The sequence below is a fragment of the Janibacter cremeus genome, assembly GCF_029395675.1.
GTDB lineage: Bacteria > Actinomycetota > Actinomycetes > Actinomycetales > Dermatophilaceae > Janibacter > Janibacter cremeus_A.
The window spans coordinates 2257818-2278407 of the sequence record NZ_CP115184.1 but is presented as its reverse complement, the minus strand read 5'-3'; the positions used below and the strand labels follow the sequence as shown (position 1 = coordinate 2278407).

The 20590-nt window shown below is 72.4% G+C and carries 23 protein-coding genes and 1 pseudogene; 11 read left to right on the top strand and 13 right to left on the bottom strand.

Features of this window, described 5'->3' with window-relative positions:
- Positions 1 to 38: 38 nt before the first annotated feature.
- Positions 39 to 1352 (bottom strand): threonine/serine ThrE exporter family protein, encoded by a 1314-nt coding sequence (locus tag O9K63_RS10760; RefSeq protein ID WP_277237716.1) that lies wholly within the window; start codon positions 1350 to 1352, stop codon positions 39 to 41.
- Between the two features lie 75 nt (positions 1353 to 1427).
- On the opposite strand from O9K63_RS10760, the gene O9K63_RS10755 reads away from it, so the two are divergent.
- Positions 1428 to 2759 carry an NAD(P)/FAD-dependent oxidoreductase gene (locus O9K63_RS10755; protein ID WP_277237714.1) on the top strand — a complete coding sequence of 444 codons (1332 nt, stop codon included), beginning with the start codon at positions 1428 to 1430 and terminating at the stop codon, positions 2757 to 2759.
- Here the strand turns inward: O9K63_RS10755 and O9K63_RS10750 are convergent, their stop codons facing one another.
- Both O9K63_RS10750 and O9K63_RS10745 read right to left on the bottom strand, forming a co-directional pair.
- Complete coding sequence (locus O9K63_RS10750; RefSeq protein ID WP_277237712.1) at positions 2760 to 3527, bottom strand: SDR family NAD(P)-dependent oxidoreductase; 768 nt, start codon at positions 3525 to 3527, stop codon at positions 2760 to 2762.
- Positions 3528 to 3596: 69 nt separating this feature from the next.
- Positions 3597 to 4163: a GNAT family N-acetyltransferase gene (locus tag O9K63_RS10745; protein ID WP_277237710.1), complete on the bottom strand. Its 567-nt coding sequence runs from the start codon at positions 4161 to 4163 to the stop codon at positions 3597 to 3599.
- 73 nt (positions 4164 to 4236) lie between these two features.
- Between O9K63_RS10745 and O9K63_RS10740 the strand changes: the two genes are divergently transcribed.
- From O9K63_RS10740 to O9K63_RS10725, 4 genes are read left to right on the top strand one after another with little or no spacing between them, the layout of a single operon-like run.
- Complete coding sequence (locus tag O9K63_RS10740; protein WP_277237708.1) at positions 4237 to 4485, top strand: hypothetical protein; 249 nt, start codon at positions 4237 to 4239, stop codon at positions 4483 to 4485.
- Entirely contained in the window at positions 4482 to 5465 is a 984-nt protein-coding gene (locus tag O9K63_RS10735; protein WP_277237706.1) for an iron-containing redox enzyme family protein, read from the top strand. Before O9K63_RS10740 ends, O9K63_RS10735 begins: the two co-directional genes overlap by 4 nt.
- The gene (locus tag O9K63_RS10730) at positions 5462 to 5671 is read left to right on the top strand and encodes a CDGSH iron-sulfur domain-containing protein (protein ID WP_277237705.1); all 210 of its coding nucleotides are present in this window, start codon (positions 5462 to 5464) and stop codon (positions 5669 to 5671) included. Before O9K63_RS10735 ends, O9K63_RS10730 begins: the two co-directional genes overlap by 4 nt.
- Positions 5671 to 6297, top strand: a complete 627-nt coding sequence (locus O9K63_RS10725; RefSeq protein WP_277237704.1) for an RsmD family RNA methyltransferase — start codon at positions 5671 to 5673, stop codon at positions 6295 to 6297. Before O9K63_RS10730 ends, O9K63_RS10725 begins: the two co-directional genes overlap by 1 nt.
- Here O9K63_RS10725 and O9K63_RS10720 read toward each other — a convergent pair.
- From O9K63_RS10720 to O9K63_RS10705, 4 genes and pseudogenes are all read right to left on the bottom strand, one after another.
- On the bottom strand, positions 6276 to 7592 hold the full coding sequence (locus O9K63_RS10720; RefSeq protein WP_277237702.1) for an ABC transporter permease: 1317 nt from the start codon (positions 7590 to 7592) through the stop codon (positions 6276 to 6278). The genes O9K63_RS10725 and O9K63_RS10720 overlap by 22 nt on opposite strands.
- Positions 7592 to 7927: a hypothetical protein gene (locus O9K63_RS10715; RefSeq protein ID WP_277237701.1), complete on the bottom strand. Its 336-nt coding sequence runs from the start codon at positions 7925 to 7927 to the stop codon at positions 7592 to 7594. Before O9K63_RS10715 ends, O9K63_RS10720 begins: the two co-directional genes overlap by 1 nt.
- A pseudogene (locus O9K63_RS10710) lies at positions 7924 to 8748 on the bottom strand (ATP-binding cassette domain-containing protein); the annotation flags it as partial. The pseudogene O9K63_RS10710 and the gene O9K63_RS10715, both read right to left, overlap by 4 nt.
- Before the next feature lie 119 nt (positions 8749 to 8867).
- A complete protein-coding gene (locus O9K63_RS10705; protein ID WP_277237699.1) occupies positions 8868 to 9557 on the bottom strand; it encodes a TetR/AcrR family transcriptional regulator in 690 nt (229 codons plus the stop codon).
- Positions 9558 to 9673: 116 nt separating this feature from the next.
- Here O9K63_RS10705 and O9K63_RS10700 point away from each other — a divergent pair, with 116 nt between their 5' ends.
- Together O9K63_RS10700 and O9K63_RS10695 are read left to right on the top strand one after the other, a co-directional pair.
- A complete protein-coding gene (locus tag O9K63_RS10700; RefSeq protein ID WP_277237697.1) occupies positions 9674 to 11335 on the top strand; it encodes an FAD-binding oxidoreductase in 1662 nt (553 codons plus the stop codon).
- The gene (locus O9K63_RS10695) at positions 11332 to 12255 is read left to right on the top strand and encodes a diacylglycerol/lipid kinase family protein (RefSeq protein WP_277237695.1); all 924 of its coding nucleotides are present in this window, start codon (positions 11332 to 11334) and stop codon (positions 12253 to 12255) included. The genes O9K63_RS10700 and O9K63_RS10695 overlap by 4 nt, the downstream gene beginning before the upstream one ends.
- On the opposite strand, the gene O9K63_RS10690 is transcribed toward O9K63_RS10695, so the two are convergent.
- From O9K63_RS10690 to O9K63_RS10670, 5 genes are all read right to left on the bottom strand, one after another.
- Complete coding sequence (locus O9K63_RS10690) at positions 12222 to 12917, bottom strand: hypothetical protein (protein WP_277237693.1); 696 nt, start codon at positions 12915 to 12917, stop codon at positions 12222 to 12224. The genes O9K63_RS10695 and O9K63_RS10690 overlap by 34 nt on opposite strands.
- Entirely contained in the window at positions 12914 to 13858 is a 945-nt protein-coding gene (locus tag O9K63_RS10685; protein ID WP_277237691.1) for a DMT family transporter, read from the bottom strand. Before O9K63_RS10685 ends, O9K63_RS10690 begins: the two co-directional genes overlap by 4 nt.
- 17 nt (positions 13859 to 13875) lie before the next feature.
- Entirely contained in the window at positions 13876 to 14043 is a 168-nt protein-coding gene (locus O9K63_RS10680) for a hypothetical protein (RefSeq protein ID WP_277237690.1), read from the bottom strand.
- Between the two features lie 85 nt (positions 14044 to 14128).
- Positions 14129 to 15067: a cation diffusion facilitator family transporter gene (locus tag O9K63_RS10675; protein WP_277237689.1), complete on the bottom strand. Its 939-nt coding sequence runs from the start codon at positions 15065 to 15067 to the stop codon at positions 14129 to 14131.
- Between the two features lie 33 nt (positions 15068 to 15100).
- On the bottom strand, positions 15101 to 15796 hold the full coding sequence (locus O9K63_RS10670; RefSeq protein ID WP_277237688.1) for a GAF and ANTAR domain-containing protein: 696 nt from the start codon (positions 15794 to 15796) through the stop codon (positions 15101 to 15103).
- 86 nt (positions 15797 to 15882) lie between these two features.
- Here O9K63_RS10670 and O9K63_RS10665 point away from each other — a divergent pair, with 86 nt between their 5' ends.
- Together O9K63_RS10665 and O9K63_RS10660 are read left to right on the top strand one after the other, a co-directional pair.
- Positions 15883 to 16590: a spermidine synthase gene (locus O9K63_RS10665; protein ID WP_277237686.1), complete on the top strand. Its 708-nt coding sequence runs from the start codon at positions 15883 to 15885 to the stop codon at positions 16588 to 16590.
- A gap of 61 nt (positions 16591 to 16651) precedes the next feature.
- Positions 16652 to 17407 (top strand): hypothetical protein, encoded by a 756-nt coding sequence (locus O9K63_RS10660; RefSeq protein WP_277237684.1) that lies wholly within the window; start codon positions 16652 to 16654, stop codon positions 17405 to 17407.
- On the opposite strand, the gene O9K63_RS10655 is transcribed toward O9K63_RS10660, so the two are convergent.
- On the bottom strand, positions 17355 to 17729 hold the full coding sequence (locus tag O9K63_RS10655; protein ID WP_277237683.1) for a hypothetical protein: 375 nt from the start codon (positions 17727 to 17729) through the stop codon (positions 17355 to 17357). The two genes, O9K63_RS10660 and O9K63_RS10655, sit on opposite strands and share 53 nt — an antisense overlap.
- Before the next feature lie 315 nt (positions 17730 to 18044).
- Here O9K63_RS10655 and dnaK point away from each other — a divergent pair, with 315 nt between their 5' ends.
- Complete coding sequence (gene dnaK / locus O9K63_RS10650; RefSeq protein WP_277237681.1) at positions 18045 to 19943, top strand: molecular chaperone DnaK; 1899 nt, start codon at positions 18045 to 18047, stop codon at positions 19941 to 19943.
- A complete protein-coding gene (locus O9K63_RS10645) occupies positions 19940 to 20578 on the top strand; it encodes a nucleotide exchange factor GrpE (RefSeq protein WP_277237679.1) in 639 nt (212 codons plus the stop codon). Before dnaK ends, O9K63_RS10645 begins: the two co-directional genes overlap by 4 nt.
- Positions 20579 to 20590: the final 12 nt, after the last annotated feature.

The following is a 20590-nucleotide window of genomic DNA, read 5'->3' as shown; positions in this document are numbered from 1 at the left end:
CGGTGACCGCCTGTTCGTCATGGGTGTCGCGCGGCAGTTCACTGCGCCGACTCCTCCCGGCCCCGCGGTTTCCGGGGGCGTCGGGCCGGCCGCTCGGCCAGCTGCCGCGCGACACGCCGACGGACGGGGTCGAGTCGCCGCGCGACGTCACGCAGCGGGCGCGCGAGACCCGCGCCGACGATGACCCCGAGCGCGATCGCCACCACGATGACGAGGACCTCGGCCGCGGCGACGACACCGGCCGCCGGGGAGGACTCGATCTGCGCGACGGACACGAGTCCGAGCGACCCGGGCACGAGCAGCCAGAAGCTCGGCAGGAAGGCCACCACCCGCGGCACCCGCGGCCGGACGAACTCCACCAGCGTCGCGACGAGGCTCGCGGCACAGGCACCCAGGAAGGCGCCGAGCCACGCGCCCTGACCCGTCGCGCGCCCGAGCTCCTGCGCGACCACGGTCGCCAGGATCGTCACGAGCAGGGCCGGCACGAGGGACGGGGGCACGGACTCGAGCAGGGAGATCCCCACGGCGATGAAGAGCAGCCCGAGCAGGGGCGCCCACAGGCCGAGCTCGTCCGGCCGCTCGCCGTTGATGCGGGACAACGGGACACCGAGCGCGGCGACGGCTGCCCCCACGCCGAGGGTGGCCAGCAGCAGCTGGGTGGCGCCATAGGCCAAACGGGACGTCCCCGCCACCATCGACCCCGCGGACAGCTCGGTCAGCCCGGTGACGATGAGGGCGCCGGGCAGCAGCACGGCGATCGGGGGCACGAGCGTCCACAGGGGAGCGTCGACGAGGCCGAGCTCGGCCGCGCCGAAGGCCGCGAATGCCGAGGCGAAGGCAGCGAGGAAGGGCATCAGCGTGCCGACGAGGAGGGAGCGCCCGCTGAGCATCATCAGGCCGGCGACCACCTGGCTGAGCAGTGCCGCGAAGATCACCGAGGACCACGCGGGCGCCAGGACGAGGGCGACGCCGGTGCCGATGAGGAAGAGTCCCAGCGGCAGGCCGTAGGCGGGGTAGCGGTGCGGGTGCTGGCGCAGCACCGCCAGTCGGGCGAGCGCGTCGTCCGGGTCGAGGAGGCCGGAGGTGAGCGCGGTGTGGACGGCCGTCACCTCGGCGAGCTGGTCGAGCCGCACCCCGCCGTCGACCCCCTCGAACGTCGCCGCGTCCCCGCTCGTGAGCGCGACCCACAGGCCGGTCGGGGAGGCGGCGACCTCGATGCCCTCGTGGCCGAGTGCGGCCGCCGCCTCCTGCACGTCCTCCTCGACCTCGTGCACCGGCATCCCGCCGGCGAGGAGCCCGGCGCCGAGCCAGGCGAGCAGCCGTCGGGTGTCCTGCGCAGCGGTCGTGGTCACCGCGCCATTGTGGGGGATTGGAACGCGCGTGCGTGGGTAGGCCGGGAGGGAAGACCACGACGAAGGGAGTCCCCTGTGACCGTCTCGAGCACCGACCGCCGCGAGCGCGTGGTCGTCGTCGGGAGCGGGTTCGCCGGCTTCGAGGCGGCCCGTGGAGTGGCCCGACGCCTGCGTCGGGCCGAGCATCCCGCCGAGGTGGTGCTCGTCTCGATGCACGACTACATGCTCTACACCCCGCTGCTGCCGGACGTGGCCGGTGGGCTCATCGACCCGCGCTACGTGGCGGTGCCGCTGGCCAATGAGCTGCCGGACGTGTCGCTGCGACCGGGCTGCGTCGACGGTGTGGACCTGGAGGCACGGACGCTGCACGTCAGCGGCTGCGCCCCCGAGGACGAGGAGATGCACTGGGACCGGCTGGTCCTGACTCCGGGGTCGGTGACCAAGCTCTTCGGCGTGCCCGGCGTCGCCGAGCACGCCCGTGGGCTGAAGACCGTCGCGGAGGCCCTGTACCTGCGCGAGCAGTTCCTCTACCAGCTCGAGCTGGCCGAGCACGAGAGCGACCCGGAGGTCCGGCAGGCCCGCCGCACCGTCGTCGTCGTGGGTGCGTCCTACGCGGGGACCGAACTGGTCGCCCAGCTGCACGCGCTCGCGGAGGACCACGCGCGCCAGCGCGGTAAGCCGCTGGACCAGGCCCGGTTCGTGCTCATCGACCTGGCCGACCGCGTCATGCCCGAGGTCGGGGAGAAGCTCGGCGACCGCGCGCTGGAGTCGCTGCGCGGCCGGGGCATCGACGTGCGCCTGGGCACGAGCCTGGAGGAGCTGACGGCAGAGCAGGCGACGTTGACCGACGGGGACGTCATCGGCACGCGGACGGTCGCCTGGGTCACGGGCGTCACGGGTGCACCGGTGCTCGAGACCCTCGGTCTGCCGCTGGAGAAGGGGCGGCTGGTCGTCAACGCCGACCTGTCCGTCCCGGGCCACCCGCACGTCTTCGCTGCGGGCGACGCCGCGGCGGTGCCCGACCTCGCGAGCAAGGACAAGGACGCGGTCACGCCACCGACGGCGCAGCACGCGGTGCGCCAGGGCAAGGTCGTCGCCCGCAACGTCGCGGCGACCCTCGGCATCGGCGGCAGCAAGCGCTACAAGCACCGCGACCTCGGCCTGGTCGTCGACCTCGGTCCGAAGTACGCCGTCGCCAACCCCTTCGGGATCGAGCTGTCGGGCTGGCCGGCCAAGGTCGCCGCCCGGGGGTACCACCTCGCCTCGCTGCCGCGTTCGGCCAACCGCTGGATGACTGCGCTCGCCTGGGCCGCCGAGGTGACCAGCGACCGGCCCATCTCCCGCCTCGGGCTGGTCAGCGCGGAGGAGTCCGACTTCCGCACGAGCGAGGGTCTGGACGTGCCCTGATCAGGGACGCAGGTGCGAGGCGCCGTTGAGGTCCAGCGTGGCGCCGGAGGCCCACTGGGCCTCGGGCGAGGCGAGCCAGACCACGGCGGAGGCCACCTCCTCCGGGCGGCCGACCCGGGCGAAGGGGGAGTCCCCCCTGATCGCATCGCCGTCCGGTGAGGCGAGCCGGTCGGCCACCCGTTCGGTGTCGATGAAGCCGGGCGCGACGGTCGCCACGGCGATCCCGTGCGGGGCCAGGGCGACGGCGAGCGAGGCGTCCATCGAGTGCAGCGCGGCCTTCGACGCGGCGTAGGCGGGGAAGTCCGGCTCGCCGCGGTGCACCCCGCGGGTCCCGATCGTGATGACCCGGCCCGGCAGACCGAGCTCGATCAGGCGCGCGGTCATCGTATGGGTCACCAGAGCGGTCCCGAGGGTGTTGATCCGCAGGTACTCCTCCCACGTCCGTTGCCACGCGACCGAGTCCGTCGTGGCCGGGGGGTGTCGCAGTGCGGGCGTCGTCGCGATCCCGGCGTTGTTGACCAGCACCGTCACCGGACCGCCGAGAGCCGCCTCGGCGGCGGCGGGCAGCCCCCGGGCCTCCTGCGCGTCGCCGAGGTCGGCCGTGACGAGGGCGTGCCCGGTGCCCGGGAGGGAAGCGAGGGTCTTTCCCCCTTCGCCCCGGGCCGTGCGGACGTGGACCGCGACCCGGTCACCCTGCTCGGCGAAGGCCCGGGCGATCGCGCGGCCGATCCCGCGGGAGGCGCCGGTGACGAGGACATTGCGGCTCATGGCCCCTTACGGTAGCCATCCGCCCGCCGGGCGGAGCCGGCACGCACCGGGGGCGGCGACGGGGGCCGGTCAGGAACCGGCGCCGGCCGAGCCGTCCGGGAGGACCATGGCGATGACGTCGGGTGCGTCCTCGGACAGCCAACTCGGCCGGACCCGGCCGACCTCCTGCCACCCGGTGCGCCGGTAGAGCCGCATCGCACCGGTGCTCGTGGGGACGACGTCCAGGCACGGCGCGAGGTCGCGCTCCCGCAGGGCCGCGACCGCGGTCGCGAGCAGCGCAGTGCCGGCTCCGCTGCCCCGCGCCGAGCTGGCGGTGAAGAAGATCGCGACCTCACCCAGCTCGTCGTGGGGGCGCCGGTGGGCGTCCATCCACGCCCGTACGACAGCGGCATCCCCGTCGGCGAGCGACGTCGGGTCCCCGGGACGGGAGATGGCGACGTGACCGACGGGCAGCCCGTCGACCTCGGCCACCCACGCGGCCGTGGTCCCGGGCCGCAGGATGAACTGCTCGGCCGAGTACGGGAGCGGGTCGCGGTGCGGGTAACCGGAGGCGCGCTGCTGCTCCAGCAGCGCCCGCGCCAGGTGCGGTACGTCGTCGCGTCGCCGCGGACGGATGACGGGCTCACTGGGGGACACCCGACTATCCTGCACAGGGGAATGTCCACCCCGGAACGGGGTAGGACGAGGGCTCCCGAGCAAGGAGGTCAGGATGACGAGCGAGGAGACGCCGGAGCAGGGTCAGGTGTCCGAGACCACCGGCCTCGACAAGGATCATGTGCAGGGCGGCATCCAGGGCGAGGGAGAGCCCTCGACCGCTGCCATCCGGGACCAGGACGGGCCCCCGGAGGCGGAGCTGGCGTCGCCCGACGAGCGGACCGACGACGCGGACCCGGAGGACGCCGAGGACCTCGGTGTCGTCGAGGACGCCGAGCGCCGTGTGGGGTGGGCGGACGAGTGACCTCCTTGCCCACGGAGCGCGGCGCGGTGAGCGCGCACGTGCTCCGGATGCTGCGCGGGGACCGACCCGGTCCCGTGCCCGAGGTGGCGGGCGACGTCCTGGTGGACGAGGACGTCCAGCTGGCCCTGTGGTGCCTCTTCGAGCTGCACCACCGAGGGTTCGACGACGTCGACCCCGACCTCGAGTGGGACCCGGAGGTCATCCGGGTCCGGCGCGTGCTCGAGGCCGCCCATCTCGCGGCGGTCCGCGACCTCACCCGCGAGCGGCTCGAGCAGGTGGATGCGCGCGATGACCTCGTCGACCAGATCGACACGCTGCTCGCCGTCGACGACGGCCCGTCCCTCGCCGAGCACCTGCGTCGCCACGCGGATGCCGACCAGTTCCGCGACTTCCTGCGCCAGCGCAGCATCTACCACCTGAAGGAGTCCGACCCGCACGCCTTCGTCGTGCCGCGCCTCGACGGCGTGCCGAAGGTGGCCCTCGCGGAGCTGCAGTACGACGAGTTCGGCGCGGGCCGACCGGCGGCCCTGCACTCCAGCCTCTTCGCCGAGGCGCTCGCGGCCTGCGGACTGGACCCCACCTACGGCGCCTACGTCGACGAGGCGCGGGCCACGACGCTCGCGGTCAACACGACGATGAGCCTCTTCGGAGTCAACCGGCGGTGGCGGGGGGCGGCGATGGGGCACCTCGCGGCCTTCGAGTCCACCAGCTCGCTGCCGTGCCGGTGGATCACCGCGGGCGCCCGACGCCTCGGTCTGCCGGAGGAGGTGGCGACGTACTACGAGGAGCACATCGAGGCCGATGCGGTGCACGAGCAGCTGGCCGTGCGGAGCATCTGCGCCCCGCTCGTCGCGGCCGAGCCCGACCTGCACGACGACGTCCTCCTCGGTGTCGCCGCCTGCCTCGAGCTGGACGCCCTCGCCGCGCGGGAGCAGCTGGCCCAGTGGGGCCGCGCTACCGCTGTGGGGGTGCCCGCATGAGCCGCGAGGTCTCCGTCCAGCGGTGCCCGGACGGCCCGGTGCTGGTCCGCGGTGCGGACACGGTGCGCGACGCCGCCGGTGTCGAGCACGAGGTGACCCGGCCCGTGGTCGCGATGTGCATGTGCGGCACGTCCGCCCGGCTGCCGTGGTGCGACGGCACCCACAAGGTGCTCAACGCGCAGCGGTCCTCGGGCAGCGGTCGCTGATGGCGCGGGTGGACTTCACCTTCGCCGGGCTGCGGCTGACGACCGACGAGCGGCTGCTCACCCCGCGCGAGTGGACCGCGGCCCAGTCGAGGTGGGCGGCCGAGCTGCTGCCGACCCTGCCACCCGGTCCCGTCCTGGAGCTGTGCGCCGGAGCGGGCCACATCGGCCTGGCCGCCGTCCACGAGAGCGACCGGCCGCTCGTGGCCGTCGACCGTGAGGAGACGGCGACGACGCACGTGCTGCTCAACGCGGGCCTGCTGGGCATCAGCGACCGGGTCGAGGCGCGCTGCAGCCGGCTGGAGGACGCGGTCGCACCGCACGAGCAGTTCGCCCTCGTCATCGCCGACCCGCCGTGGGTGCGTCGGTCCGACATCGGTCGCTACCCGCAGGACCCGCCGGAGGCCATCGACGGTGGCACCGACGGGCTGGACATCGCCCGTGGGTGCGTGCAGGTCATCGATCGGCACCTCGCCCCGGGCGGTGCGGCACTGCTCCAGCTCGGCTCGGCGCAGCAGGTGTCCGAGCTGGAGCTGCCGCGGACGCTCGCCGTCGACGAGGTCCGCGAGTTCCCCCGGGGAGCCCTGGTCCGGATGGGCAGGCCCGCTCACCCGACGACGTCGACCTGACGCCTGCGGAAACCGACCAGTCCCATGAGGGCCAGGCCGACGGCGAGGGCCAGGACGACGAGGAAGGGGCCGGCCGTGAAGTCCTCCACAGGAGGGCTGGCGAGCTGGTGCAGCGGAGAGAGTGCGACCAGAGCGTCCGGGAGCTGCAGCAGCTCGCCGAAGAACTCGACGACACCCATCCACACCACGAGGACCCAGCACAGCGGAGCCACCAGGCGCGGCGCCCAGCCGTAGAGGGCGGCCCCGAGTCCCGCCACGACCAGCGCGGCGGGGACGAGCGCGACGTGGGCGACGGTGACCATGCCGATGACCTCCGCGTCACCGGTGACGGCGGCCGCCGCGAGCCCGGTGCACACGCCGGTCACCACGCTGATGACGACGGCACCGACCGCCACGACCGCCAGGTGGGAGCCGAGCCAGCCGGTGCGCCCGATCGGAGTCGCCAGGACGGTGTCGGTGCGACCGCTGTCCTCCTCCACGCGCAGGGTCCGCATCCCGAAGACCGCGTAGGCGGCGATGAGCACGGTGACGAAGGCGCCCAGGAAGGAGCTGTAGCCGTCGAGCAGCGCGTCGGTGCTGAACATCTCGGCCATGGCCGGTGGCATGTCCTCCCCGGCGTCGAGCATCGCCTGGGCGAAGGCGCCGTCGGTGACGCCGAGGAGCAGGATGCCGGTGCCCCACCCGAGGAATCCCCCGCGCTGGAGCCGGAGGGCCAGGCCCGAGGGCGTGCCGAGGCGGGGACGGGCGTGCGGCCGGCCCGGCCGCACGGCGACCAGGCTGGCCCCGAAGTCCCGCCTGCCCAGGAGGAGGTAGCCGGCCGTGGTCCCGGCGGCCGCGACGAGCACGAGGAGGAGAAGGGGGGCCCACCGGTCGTGCACGTACGGCGCCGTCTGCGCCGGCCACGCCAGGGGAGAGAACCAGGACACGGCGCTGCCGCCGGGCGCGGCCATGTCGCCCACGGCGCGGATGACGAAGGCGGCGCCGAGCACGGCTCCGGCCATCCCGGCGGCCGGACGGGAGAACTCGCTCAGCTGCACGGTGACCGCGGTGACCCCGGCGAAGGCGAGGCCCGAGAGCGCGGTGCCGAGCCCGACGAGGAGGGACCCCGTGGTGGCGAAGCCGTTGGTGATGGCCAGCCCCGAGACCACGACGAGGACGAGCGCGTTCGTGATGAGTGCGATGACGATGGCCGCCGTGAGCGGTGCGTAGCGGCCGGTGACGTTGGCGCGGAGGAGCTCAGCGCGTCCGGTCTCCTCCTCCTGGCGGGTGTGCCGCGTGATGAGGAAGATGTTCATCAGCGCGCGAGGAGGAAGAGGTAGGGCGTGTAGCCCGCGGCGAAGAACCGTTCGTACGTGGGGTCGTCCATCCCGAACGCCGGCCCGGTGAACATCCGGCCGACGGGTTGGGTGAACATCGGTACCAGGGCGGCCAGGTCCTCCTGCGTGGGTGCCAGGAGCGGCAGGGCGTTGCCGATGTAGAGGACGAAGATGCCCAGCCCGCCCACCCACGCGGGCAGCTTGACCCGGTCGCGGCGCAACCCGAGGCGGACGAGGGTCGCCGTCCCGGCGAAGGTCGTCCGGTGGGCGGAGGGGGTGCTGGGCGCCCGGGTCGCCTCGATCGCGGTGCTCATCGGACCCCGACCTCCTCCTCCGTCTCGGCACCGCCGGCGGTGGCGTCCTCGCCGTAGTGGCGCATCAGCAGCTGCTCGAGCGTCGGGGGATGGGCGACGAGGGAGCGGACCCCGAGATCGGCGAGTGCCCGCACGACGGGCTGGACGCGGTCCCCGTCGACGTGGAACTGCACGCGCCCGTCCTCGCGGGTGAGGTCGTGCACCCCGGGGAGCGTCGCGAGCTCGTCGGCCGGCCGGTCCGTCTCGGCGACGAAGGTCGTGCGGGTCATGTGCCGCAGGTCGGAGAGGCTGCCCGACTCGACGACCCGCCCACGGCGCACGATCGAGATGCGGTCGGCCAGGGCCTCGACCTGCGCCAGGATGTGGCTCGAGAGCAGGACCGTGCGGCCCTCGGCCTTGGCCTCGGCGATCGTCTGCTGGAAGATGACCTCCATCAGCGGGTCGAGCCCCGCGGTCGGCTCGTCGAGCAGGAGCAGGTCGACGTCGGAGACGAGTGCGGAGATCAGCGCCACCTTCTGGCGGTTGCCCTTGGAGTAGGTGCGGGCCTTCTTCGACGGGTCGAGGTCGAAGCGCTCGCACAGCGCCTCGCGCCTCGCCGTGTCGACGTGGCCGCGCAGTCGGGCGAAGAGGTCGATCGCCTCGCCGCCGGTCATCGTCGGCCAGAGCGCGACGTCCCCCGGGACGTAGGCCAGGCGCCGGTGGAGCTCGACGGCGTCGTCCCACGGATCGCCGCCGAGCATGCGCACGGTGCCACCGTCGGGACGCAGCAGGCCGAGCAGGACACGCATGGTCGTCGACTTCCCGGCACCGTTGGGGCCGAGGAAGCCGTGGACCTCGCCCGCAGCGACCTCGAGGTCCAGGCCGTCGAGGGCGCGGACCGTGCCGAAGGTCTTGACGAGCCCGTGCGTGGAGATGACTGCCTCGGTGGAACTCATGGAACTCATGACGTCTCCTGGTGGTCTGCGGCGGCGGACGTCCCGTCCGTCGCGGTGGTGTCGGTGGGGGGCTCGAAGAGCCCGGCCATCTCGCTGTAGGCGCCCTCGGTGATCAGGCCCTGGGTGTACAGCTCCATGACGGGCCGGAAGTACGGGGCCAGGTCCTCGGGGTCGGTGCCGGGGGCGAGGAAGTCGACGCCGAGCAGGCGGTGGAGCTGCTCGTGCAGGACGAGGGCGCCGAGCGACCAGAGGACCAGGACGACCGCGCGCTCGCGGGGGACGCTGCTCGGCTTGAGCAGTCCGGCCTGCTCGCTCGCGGCCATGTAGACCTCGGCGTCGGCCACCATGTCGTCCACGAGCCGGCCGACCTGCTCGCCACCCTCGCTCAGGGTCCGCACGAGGTAGCGCAGCAGCGGGCGGCTCTCCTGCATCATCTGCAGGGCCGCCAACGGATTCATCTGCGGACCGCCGGCGAGGACCGTCTCCTTGTTGTTGCGGATCAGTCGGGCCACGTGCTCGTCGCAGGCGCGGTGCAGCCCGGCCTTCGACCCGAAGTGGTGGATCACCAGCCCCTGCGACACCTCGGCGCGCGCGGCGATCGACTTCAGGCTGGTGCCGGCCACGCCCTTCTCGCCGAAGAGCTCGATGGCGGCATCGCGGATGCGCACGATCCCCTCGCGGTCGTCGGCACTCATGACGGGATCCACTGACTGTTCACTCAGTCAGTACACTCCTGACTGTGCGTTCAGTCAACCCCGAATTGCGAGGACTTCGTGGTCCCCGCAGGTCACGGGCTGTGCACAATGGCGCAATGGCAGATCTCACCGAGCTCCCGCGGCGTTCCGTCTGGCACGGGTGGGGTGACCCGGGGCAGGTCAGACCGCTGCCGACCGGTGGCTGGCCGCTGCTGAAGTTCCTCGGCAGGGTCGAGCCCGCCGCCCACGACGCCCCACCCGTCGCGCTCGGGGAGGTGCGGCTGCCCGAGGTGCACCTCACCGAGGCCGCCCGTGCGGCGCTCGTCGCCGTCGTCGGTGACGAGCACGTCTCCACCGATCGTCTCGACCGGGTCGAGCATGCCGGCGGCAAGAGCTATGCGGACCTCTACCGGCTGCGTACCGGTGACGGCTCCCGGGCCCCCGACGCCGTGGTCTTCCCGGGCACCTCGAAGGAGGTCTCCGGCCTCCTCGCCGCCTGCGTCGAGCACGAGGTGGCCGTCGTCCCCTTCGGGGGTGGCACGAGCGTCGTCGGAGGCGTCGACCCGGTGCGGGGTCGGTTCTCCGCGGTCATCAGCCTCGACCTGCGCCGTCTCAACAGGGTGCGCGGGGTCGACCCGGTGTCCCAGACCGCTGTCGTGCAGGCCGGTGTCCGCGGGCCCGAGGCCGAGGCCGTCTTCCAGGAGCACGACCTGACCCTGGGGCACTTCCCGCAGAGCCACCAGCAGGCCACCCTCGGTGGGTACCTCGTCACCCGCAGTGCCGGGCAGGCCTCCTCGGGTTACGGCCGCTTCGAGGAGAACGTCGTCTCCGCCACGATGGCCACCCCGACCGGTGAGCTGGTCGTCGGTGGCCGGGCCCCGGCCAACGAGACCGCTGCCGGGCCGAAGCTCCTCGACCTCGTCATCGGCAGCGAGGGGCTGCTCGGTGTCGTCACCGAGGCGACCGTCCAGCTGTCCCGTCGGCCGACGATCGAGCACCAGGAGTCCTGGGCGCTGCACGACACCCCGACCGGGTTCGCCGCCTTCCGAGACCTCGCGCAGGAGCTCGGCCGCGGGATCATGCCGGATGTCGCCCGCCTGTCCGACCACGACGAGACGACGACGGTGATGGCGCAGGCCGGACTGGCCGGGATGGCCGGGATGGGTCGCGTGCGCGCCCGCGGCTGGCGCGAGCCGGCCCTCGCGGTCTTCCAGCTGGAGGACCGCGACAAGGCCACGCTGCGCTTCCGCCGCAAGAAGCTCGCGGCGGTCCTCAAGCGCCACGGCGCCGTGAGGCTGACCGACTCCATCGCCGAGCACTGGATGACGGGCAGGTTCCGCGGCCCGTACCAGCGCGACCACCTCATGGACCGCGGTGTCTTCGTCGAGACCGTCGAGACCGCGACCACGTGGGACAACCTCGAGCACCTCTACGACGCGGTCCGCTCGGCGATCGTCACGGCCACGGGACGCGGCTGGGTGCAGTGCCACGTCTCGCACCTCGAGGGCGGTGGCGCCTCCCTCTACTACACCGTCATGGCCTCCGCCGAGGACGACCCACTGGCCCAGTGGCGTCGGATCAGGACCGCCGCGGGCCAGGCGATGATCGACGCAGGGGGGACCATCACCTACCACCACGCCGTGGGCACCGACCACCGCCCCTGGATGAGGGACGAGATCGGCGACGGGGGTATCCGCATCCTGCGCGCCGTCAAGGCCGAGCTGGACCCGACGGGCGTACTCAACCCCGGCAAACTCATCCCGGACGACGAGGGATGACCGACGCCCTCGTCGTGGTCAACCCCACCGCCCGCAACGGCGCGGCCAGGGCGATGATCCCGGTCGTCACGGACATCCTGCGCTCGCACGGGTGGTCGGTGGACGTGGCCGTCACGGAGTCCGCCGAGCACGCCGTGCAGATCGCTGCCGCCGCCGAACCCGACGACCAGCTGCTCGTGGCCCTCGGCGGCGACGGTCTCGTCGCCCGGGTCGCCGAGGGAGCCATCCGCTCCGGCGCGCTCGTCGCCCCGCTGCCCGGGGGACGCGGCTGCGACTTCATCCGCGCCCTCGGCGGGTCGCGCGACCTGCGTCAGGCGACATCCTCCCTTCCTCTGGCCACCGAGCGAAGGGTGGATGTCGGCCTCGCGGGAGGGACCCCCTTCCTCGGGGTGGCGACGGTCGGGTACGACTCCCGGGCCAACGACCACGCCAACGCGGCGCCGGCCTGGCTGCCGGCGGCGCTCGTCTACGCCTACGGCGGCGCCCGCGCGCTCCTCGAGACCCGCACGACGTCGATCACCATGACGACGGACGGTCAGGCCCGCACCTTCGACGGCTGGAGCGTCGCCATCGGCAACTCCGGTCGCTACGGCGCCGGCATGAGGGCCAACCCCGATGCCCTCCTCGACGACGGCGAGCTCGACGTCACCACGGTCGAGGGCCTGCCGCGGTGGAAGTACCCGATGCTGCTGCCGCGCTACTTCAGGGGCACCCACGTCGACGGCGTCGACATCCGTGCCGATCGCGGGAGCACCATCGACGTCACGTCGCCGACCGGGTACCGCGTGTACGCCGACGGCGACATCGTCGGGGAGACGCCGATGACCTTCACGGTCCGGCAGCAGGAGCTGCGCGTCCTGGTGCACGCGGTGACGCAGGGCTCGGGTCACCGACGCGATCGGGGCGTCGACAGCCAGTAGGCGTAGGTGCGCACCCCGTCGGTGGTGCGGATCTCCTGCTCGACCCGGTGGGGCGCGTCGAGCACGAAGTCCACCGAAGCCCGGAACAGCGGTCCGTCGTGCGCGAAGGAGTGGAACTCGCCCAGCTCACCGCACGGGTCGGCCCCATCCGGGAGGCCCGCGAAGAAGCCGTGGTCCAGGGGGACCCCGAGACTCTCCGGTCCGAGCACGGCTGCGTCGACGACCACCGTGACGGCGCGGATGCCCGACGCGAGGAACCTCTCGACGCACTCGCGAGAGCTCAGTCCCCACAGCGGCTCGAGCACCTCGATCCCCAGCGGCTCGAACTGGGCGCGCTTGTGGTCGAACACCCCGGAGGACGACAGGTCACCGAAGGCGAAGGCGTCGATGCCCTCCCTTCGCATCCCGACCGCGGCCGTGTCCATCGCCTCGACGTAGCCGTCCAGCCCCGGGCCCGGGAGCGTCACGGTCTGCAGCGGCAGACCGATGCTGCCCGCCTGGGCCTGCAGGAGGTCGACCGGGATGTCGTGCACCGTCGAGGCCCCGCCGGCGTGGACGGTCGTCACCAGCCGGTCGACGACGACGCCGTCGTCGGCGAGCAGGGCGGTCAGGGCGAGCGCAGAGTCCTTGCCGCCGCTCCAGTGGAAGGCGACCGTCCTCATGGCCGGGGCCGAGCCGACACCGTGCCGACGCGACGTCCGCGGCGGCGCGCCGGGGCCGCCACGAGGAGCAGGCTGAGCAGGACCACGGCGATGCCGACACCCGTCAGGAGGGAAAGGCTCTCGCGCAGGACGAGCACCCCGAGCAGCGTGGCCGTGACCGGCTCGGCGAGGGAGAGGGTGGCGACCGTGCTCGCGGAGAGCCGGGCCAGCCCGTGCTGGAAGAGCACGTAGGAGACACCGGTCGCGCCGATCCCGAGCCACAGCACCATCGCCCACCCGGCCGGGGAGCGCAGCCAGGCCAGGTCGGCCGAGAGGAGGGCCGGCAGCAGCAGGATCGCACCGGCGACGAAGAGCCCGGCCATGACGACCAGCCCCCGCACTCCCCGCAGCAGGAGCGTCCGCGCGGCGACCGTGTAGCCCGCGTAGGACAGCCCCGCGCCGACGGCGGCGAGGATGCCCAGCGCGTCGATCGGCCCGCCCGTCCCCGCCGATCCGGTCACGAGGAGGACGACTCCCGTGACGGCGCCGGCCGTCGCGAGGCCCCACCGACGACTCGGCCTCTCGGCCAGGAGCAGACCGAGCAGACCGGTCGCCAGCGGCGCGGTCCCGAGGGCCACGACGGTGCCGACCGCCACCCCGGCGCGGGCGACCCCTTCGAAGAAGCACACCTGGTAGGCCGCGACGCAGAGACCGCCGAGCAGGAGGACGACCGGCTGGGGGACCCGCACCCGCTGGGCGGCCAGGGGGGCCGGAGCGCCGGGCCGGACCGCGACGGCCAGCAACGCCAGGGCGACCGCGCCGACGACGATGCGCAGGGCGCCCACCGAGATCGGTTGGGTGCCCTCCGGGCCGAGGGCCTGCGCGGTGCCGGTGGTGCCCCAGAGAGCGGCCGCCCCGACGGCGGCCACCACCGCCGTCGCGGTCCCCGCGCTGCGCGTCACGCCGATCACTGTCGTCGTCAGGGCCGCATCGATCCCGTGTCCACGAAGCGCTGGCCCAGGTGCATGTCGAAGTACTGCAGCCGCCCCGAGCTGCCCTGCTCGCGCGCGACCGGGTCGGCGTCGTAGGGCACAGCCTCCTGCGCGGTCATCATCGTGGCGCGCATCTCGGCGCTCCGGGTCCGCATCGCACCTCCTGCGCGTCCATGGACGGGTCGCCTGATGCTATCGGCCCGCCCGCGGCCTCCCGTGCCACGGACGCGCACACGGACCTCAGTGCTTCGTCGACCGCGGCTCGGCCGCGCTGATCGACGGCGTCTCGATCTGGATGGTCGAGTGGTGGATGGCGACGTCGAAGTGCTCGGCGACGCACGTCTTCACGTGGGCGAGCACCTCGGCGGCGTGCCCGTCGGCGAAGCACTCGTCGTCGACGACGACGTGGGCGCTGAGGGTCGGCAGGCCGGTGGCCACCGTGGAGGCGTGCAGGTCGTGGACCTCGCGCACGTGCTCCACGGACAGCATGTGCTCGCGGACGTCGTCGAGGTCGAGTCCCTTGGGCGTGAACTCCATCAGCACGCTGGAGGTCTCGCGCAGGAGCTTGACCGCCCGCGGGACGATGAGCGCGGCGATGAAGAGGCCCGCGATCGCGTCCGCCTGCAGGTAGCCGGTCGTCGCGATGACGATCGCCGCGATGATCACGCCCACCGAGCCGAGGGCGTCGTTGAGCACCTCGAGGAAGGCGGCGCGCATGTTGAGGTTGGCCGACCGGTTCGACGCCAGGACCCCGATGGCGACGGCGTTGGCGACGAGGCCGATGATGCCGAAGACGAGCAGCTCCCCGGCGGGCACCTCGGGCGGGGCGACGAGGCGACGGACGCCTTCGACCGCCGCGTAGGCGCCGACGACGAGGAGCAGGGTCGCCTGGGCGAGTGCGGCGATCACCTCGACCCGCCGGTACCCCCAGGTCCGGGTGGAGGCGGCCGGTCGCAGCATCAGCGTGCCGGCGATGAGGGCGACCAGCAGCCCGGAGGCGTCGGTCAGGGCGTGGGCCGTGTCGGTCAGGAGCGCGAGGCTGCCGGTGACCCAGGCGCCCACGGCCTGGGCCACGACGATGCCCGCCGTGATCGCGAAGGCGATGGCGAGCTTCGTGCGGAAGTCCCCGGGGTGCCCCGCGTCATCGGCTGGCGGGGAGTGAGCATGTCCTGCACCCATGTCGACATTGTCTCCCTTCGCCGGGAGCCCGTGTCAGCGGGCCTGGACGCCGTCCGTGACCACCGACCGGGCGAGGTCGGCCATCTTGACGTTGTTCTCCTGCGACATCCGCAGCAGGGCCGAGGTCGCCTGCTCCTCCGACATGTCGTACCGGGCCCGCACCATCCCGACCGCCTGGCCGATCGTGCGCGCGTTCTCCAGGGCCGCGTGCAGCTGCCGGCTCGTGCGTGCCGAGGTCAGCGCGACCGCGGCGTGGGAGGCCAGGACCCACCCGCGGTTCTCGCTCTCGGCGCTGAAGGCGTGCTCCCGGTCGCTGTAGAGATTCAGGGCGCCGAAGGTGTGCTCGTGGCTGAACAGCTGGAAGCCGAGTATGCTCCCCACCCCCAGCTCCCGCGCCCGCGGCAGGTACCGGGGCCACCGGGAATCGGCGCTCGTCGAGTGGCAGTGGAAGGCCGCGTTGCGCTCCTCGTGCGCGTGCGAGGCGTCGAAGCACGGCCCTTCGCCGTGCTCGGCCTGGGCGTCGTCGGAGTCACGCACCCGTTGACTGGTGGCAGCGGGGGTCTCGACCTTGTGTTGCTTGGTGATGATCATGACCCCGGCGTCATCGCACCCGGGCACCAGTCGTACGGCCATCTCCACGACCGAGTCGAGGATGGCCTGCTCGGAGGTCTTGCTGGCCAGGTCCCTCGCGATGGTCGCGAACAGCACCCTCTCGTCTTCCGCGTTCATCCTCTTCCTCTCGATGACGTCGCCCCCTTGCCGTACCCGCTCCGCCGCCGCCGACGCGCGACACCCGGAGGGGGCAGACTGGGGCGATGCGACGATTCGAGGAGCTCGCCTGGAGCTCGACGCCCCGGGGGGAGATCAGCCTGCGCCGACGGGTCGAGCCGACGCTCAAGGTGGAAGTCTACGAGGTCAAGCTCGGTGACGAGTTCCTCATGTCGAGCCTGTTCACGGTCGCCGAGGTCGAGCTGGCCCGGCTGGGGCTGGCCGAGGCGAAGGGGGACCAGCTGGACGTGGTCGTCGGCGGCCTCGGCCTGGGCTGCACGGCGCGGGCCGCGCTCGAGGACCCGCGGGTGCGCTCGATGGTCGTCGTCGACGCGATGGCGGAGGTGATCGACTGGCACGAGCGCGAGCTGCTGCCCGAGTCGGCCGACCTCGTGCGGGACCCGCGCACCCGGCTGCTGCACGACGACTTCTTCGCGCTCGCGGCGTCCGAGGCAGGCTTCGACCCGGACGCCCCGGGGCGGACCTTCGACGCGGTGCTGCTCGACATCGACCACACCCCGCACCACCTGCTCCACCCCGACCACGCCCCCTTCTACAGCGAGGACGGACTGCGCCGGCTCACCGCCCACCTGCGTCCCGGCGGGGTCTTCGCGCTCTGGTCGGACGACCCGCCCGACGAGCAGTTCTGCGGGCTGCTCGAGCGGGTCTTCGACCATGTGGACGCGCTCGTGGTGGCCTTCGCCAACTTCCTCACCGGCGGCCAGTCGAGCAACACCATCTACGTCGCGCGCTGACCAGCGGCACGAGGGCCGCTCACCCGAGTGACCGTGCGCCGCCCGTGCCAGACTTGCGTGCGTGGACGACGAGATCGTCGCCGCCCGGAAGGCCCTGCTTCCGTGGCGGGGCGTGCTGCGCACCGGCGCCGTCGCAGCGCTGGGCTCGGTGGTGCTCGTCCTGGTGCAGGTCGTCGTCTTCGCTCTCCACCCGCCACCGGCCACGGCCGCGGAGTTCGTCGACCTCATGACGCGCAGTCCCTTGCTCGGCCTGGTCAGCCTCGACGTGATCTACGGCCTCAACAACGTCCTGGTCGCCCTGGTCTACCTGGCGTTGGTCGTCGTGCTCTGGCAGCAGGCCCGGTCCACGGCTGCGATCGCCGGGCTGCTGGTCGTCCTGGGCATGGCGGCCTACCTCTCCTCCAACCCGTCCGTCGAGATGCTGCTGCTTGCGCAGGAGCACGCGGCTGCGCCCGTCGCCGACCGGCCGGCTCTCCTGGCTGCGGGGGAGGTGCTGATGGCGTCGTGGCGGGGGACGGCGTTCCTGACCTACTACATCCTCAACGGGATCGCCCTGCTGCTGGTCGCGACCGCCCTGCTGCGCACCCGGGTGCTCGGGCGTGCCGTCGCGTGGTGGGCCTTCGTGGCAGGGGTGCTGATGCTCGTCCCCTCGACCTTCGGCGTCCTCGGGCTGGTGATGTCGATCCTGTCGCTCTTGCCCTGGTGCGTCATGTGCGTCCTGGTCGCGCTCCGCCTCGAGGCGCTGGCCGCCGGCCTCGGCGCCGTCACCCCGACTGCATCTCGAGACCGAGTCCGGCGAGGACGTTCATCGCGATGAACGCCAGCGCGACGACGGCCAGCAGGGTCGCCGGTACCCACCCGCGGCGGTCGCCGTGTGAGGCGGCCCGACGGGCGAACCAGGAGGAGAGGAGGGCCGGTAGGCAGAAGACCAGCAGGGCCGGGATGGTCGCCGCCAGGATGGCCCACAGCGGTGCCTCGCCGGCCGTGTCGCCGACGGGGTACCCGAAGAGCCCGATGAGGCCCTCACCGATGAGGAAGGCCAGCCCGAAGGCGATCGGCAGCAGGAGCACGCTCAGCCAGGCATTGCGCACGTCGTGACCGGCACTCCCGGCCGGACGGCGGGTTGATGTGCTCGTCATGACGTACCTCCCCGTACGGACGGACCCCCGGGAAGTGGGGGCCCGCCCCGATTCTCCGTCAGCGTGGCCGACCTCGGCAACGGCGGCGGGTCGCGGGAGACAGCACGACCCCACCGGGGGCCTGCCGCGCACAGCGGGTCGACGCGATCCCTCGAGCCGGGAACAAACCCCCTTCGCCCATAGTTGAGCCGAGTGAACTCAACTTTTGAGCCTCCGATTTGCGCAAGCCGTGAGCCGGTATCTAAGTTGAGTGACAACAACTCAACTCCGCCGGGGTCAACCACCTCGGCGCCGCGATCACGAAGGAGCACCCCCATGGCCCGTGCCGTTGGCATCGACCTCGGAACCACCAACTCTGCCGTCGCCGTCCTCGAGGGTGGCGAGCCCACGATCATCGCCAACGCCGAAGGCGGGCGCACCACCCCGTCCGTCGTGGCCTTCTCCAAGGGCGGCGAGGTCCTCGCCGGAGAGGTCGCCAAGCGTCAGGCGGTGACCAACGCCGACCGCACCGTCCGCTCCGTCAAGCGCCACATCGGCACCGACTGGACGACCGACGAGATCGACGGCAAGAGGTACACCGCCCAGGAGATCTCGGCCCGCACGCTGCAGAAGCTCAAGCGCGACGCCGAGGCCTACCTCGGTGAGGACGTGACCGACGCCGTCGTCACCGTCCCCGCCTACTTCGACGACCACGAGCGCCAGGCCACCAAGGAGGCCGGCGAGATCGCGGGCCTGAACGTCCTGCGCATCGTCAACGAGCCCACCGCTGCGGCCCTGGCCTACGGCCTCGACAAGGGCAAGGAGGACGAGCTCATCCTCGTCTTCGACCTCGGTGGCGGTACCTTCGACGTCTCCCTGCTCGAGGTCGGCAAGGACCCCGAGGACGGCTTCTCCACCATCCAGGTGCGTGCCACCTCCGGTGACAACCAGCTCGGTGGTGACGACTGGGATGAGCGCATCGTCAACCACCTGCTCACCCAGGTGAAGAACAACACCGGCGTGGACCTGAGCAACGACAAGATCGCCATGCAGCGTCTGCGGGACGCGGCGGAGCAGGCCAAGAAGGAGCTCTCCTCCTCCTCGACCACCTCCATCAACCTGCAGTACCTGTCGATGGGCGACAACGGCCCGATCCACCTCGACGAGTCGCTCTCCCGCGCGAACTTCGAGCAGATGACCAAGGACCTGCTCGACCGCACGAAGCAGCCCTTCGACAACGTCATCAAGGACGCCGGGGTCTCCCTCTCCGACATCGACCACGTGGTCCTCGTCGGTGGCTCGACCCGCATGCCCGCGGTCAGCGAGCTCGTCAAGGAGATGACCAAGAAGGACCCGAACAAGGGCGTCAACCCGGACGAGGTCGTCGCGCTCGGCGCGGCCCTGCAGGCCGGTGTCCTCAAGGGCGAGCGCAAGGACGTTCTGCTCATCGACGTCACCCCGCTGTCCTTGGGCATCGAGACCAAGGGCGGCCTGTTCACCAAGCTGATCGAGCGCAACACGGCCATCCCGACGAAGCGCTCGGAGGTGTTCTCGACCGCCGAGGACAACCAGCCCTCGGTGCTCATCCAGGTCTTCCAGGGTGAGCGCGAGATCGCGCAGCAGAACAAGAACCTCGGCACCTTCGAGCTGACCGGCATCGCGCCGGCGCCGCGTGGTGTGCCGCAGGTCGAGGTCACCTTCGACATCGACGCCAACGGCATCGTCAACGTCTCCGCCAAGGACCGCGGCACCGGCCAGGAGCAGAAGATCACCATCTCCGGCGGCTCCGCGCTGTCGAAGGAGGAGATCGACCGCATGGTCAAGGAGGCCGAGGCCCACGCGGACGAGGACCGGCAGCGTCGTGAGGAGACCGAGGCCCGCAACACGGCGGAGAACCTCGTCTACTCCACGGAGAAGTTCCTCTCCGAGTCCGGCGAGAAGCTGACCGACGAGCAGCGCAAGCCCGTCGACGACGCCCTCGCCGACCTCAAGGAGGCCATCAAGCCCGAGTCCGAGATCAGCGTCGAGGACCTCAACAAGAAGGTCGACACCCTCAACGAGGAGAGCCAGAAGATGGGCGCCGCCCTCTACGCGGCCTCCGCCGAGGAGGGCCAGGCCGGTGGCGAGACCCCCGGCGCCGACACCGGCGGCGACCAGGGCTCGACCGAGGGCGACGACGACATCGTCGACGCCGAGGTCGTCGACGAGGACGCTGACTCCGAGGAGAAGAAGTGACCGACCCCAACGAGCCGATCGACCCCGAGGTGACCGCTGACGCGGACACCCGGGCCGAGGAGCCGGTCGACGCCGAGGTGGTCCCGGAGGAGCAGGAGACTGCACCCTCCGGGGCCGCCCCCGGCGGGGCCTCCGACGGAGACGACACGCCGGCCGAGTCGGACACCCCCGAGGCCGATGTGCACCCCGACACCGCCCTCGCGGCCGAGCGCCTCGAGGACCTGCTGCGGCTGCAGGCCGAGTACGTCAACTACAAGCGGCGCGTGGACCGCGACCGGGCGGATATCCAGATCCGTGCGGCGCACGACGTCCTCGAGACGCTCCTGCCGGTGCTCGACGAGATCCAGCTCGCCGACCAGCACGGGGACCTGCCCGAGGGCAGCCCGGTGCGCACCATCACCGACAAGCTCCAGCAGGCGCTGGGCAAGTACGGCCTGGAGCGCGTCGGGGCCAAGGGCGAGCCCTTCGACCCCAACGTCCACGAGGCACTGATGCACGCCGAGTGGGACCCGGAGGACGCGGACCTGCCGACGGACACGACCGAGACGACGGTCGTCACGGTCCTCCAGCCGGGCTACCGTGCGGGCGATCGTGTGCTGCGGGCGGCCCGCGTCGCCGTCGCCGACCCGCAGTAACCACCCGAAGCC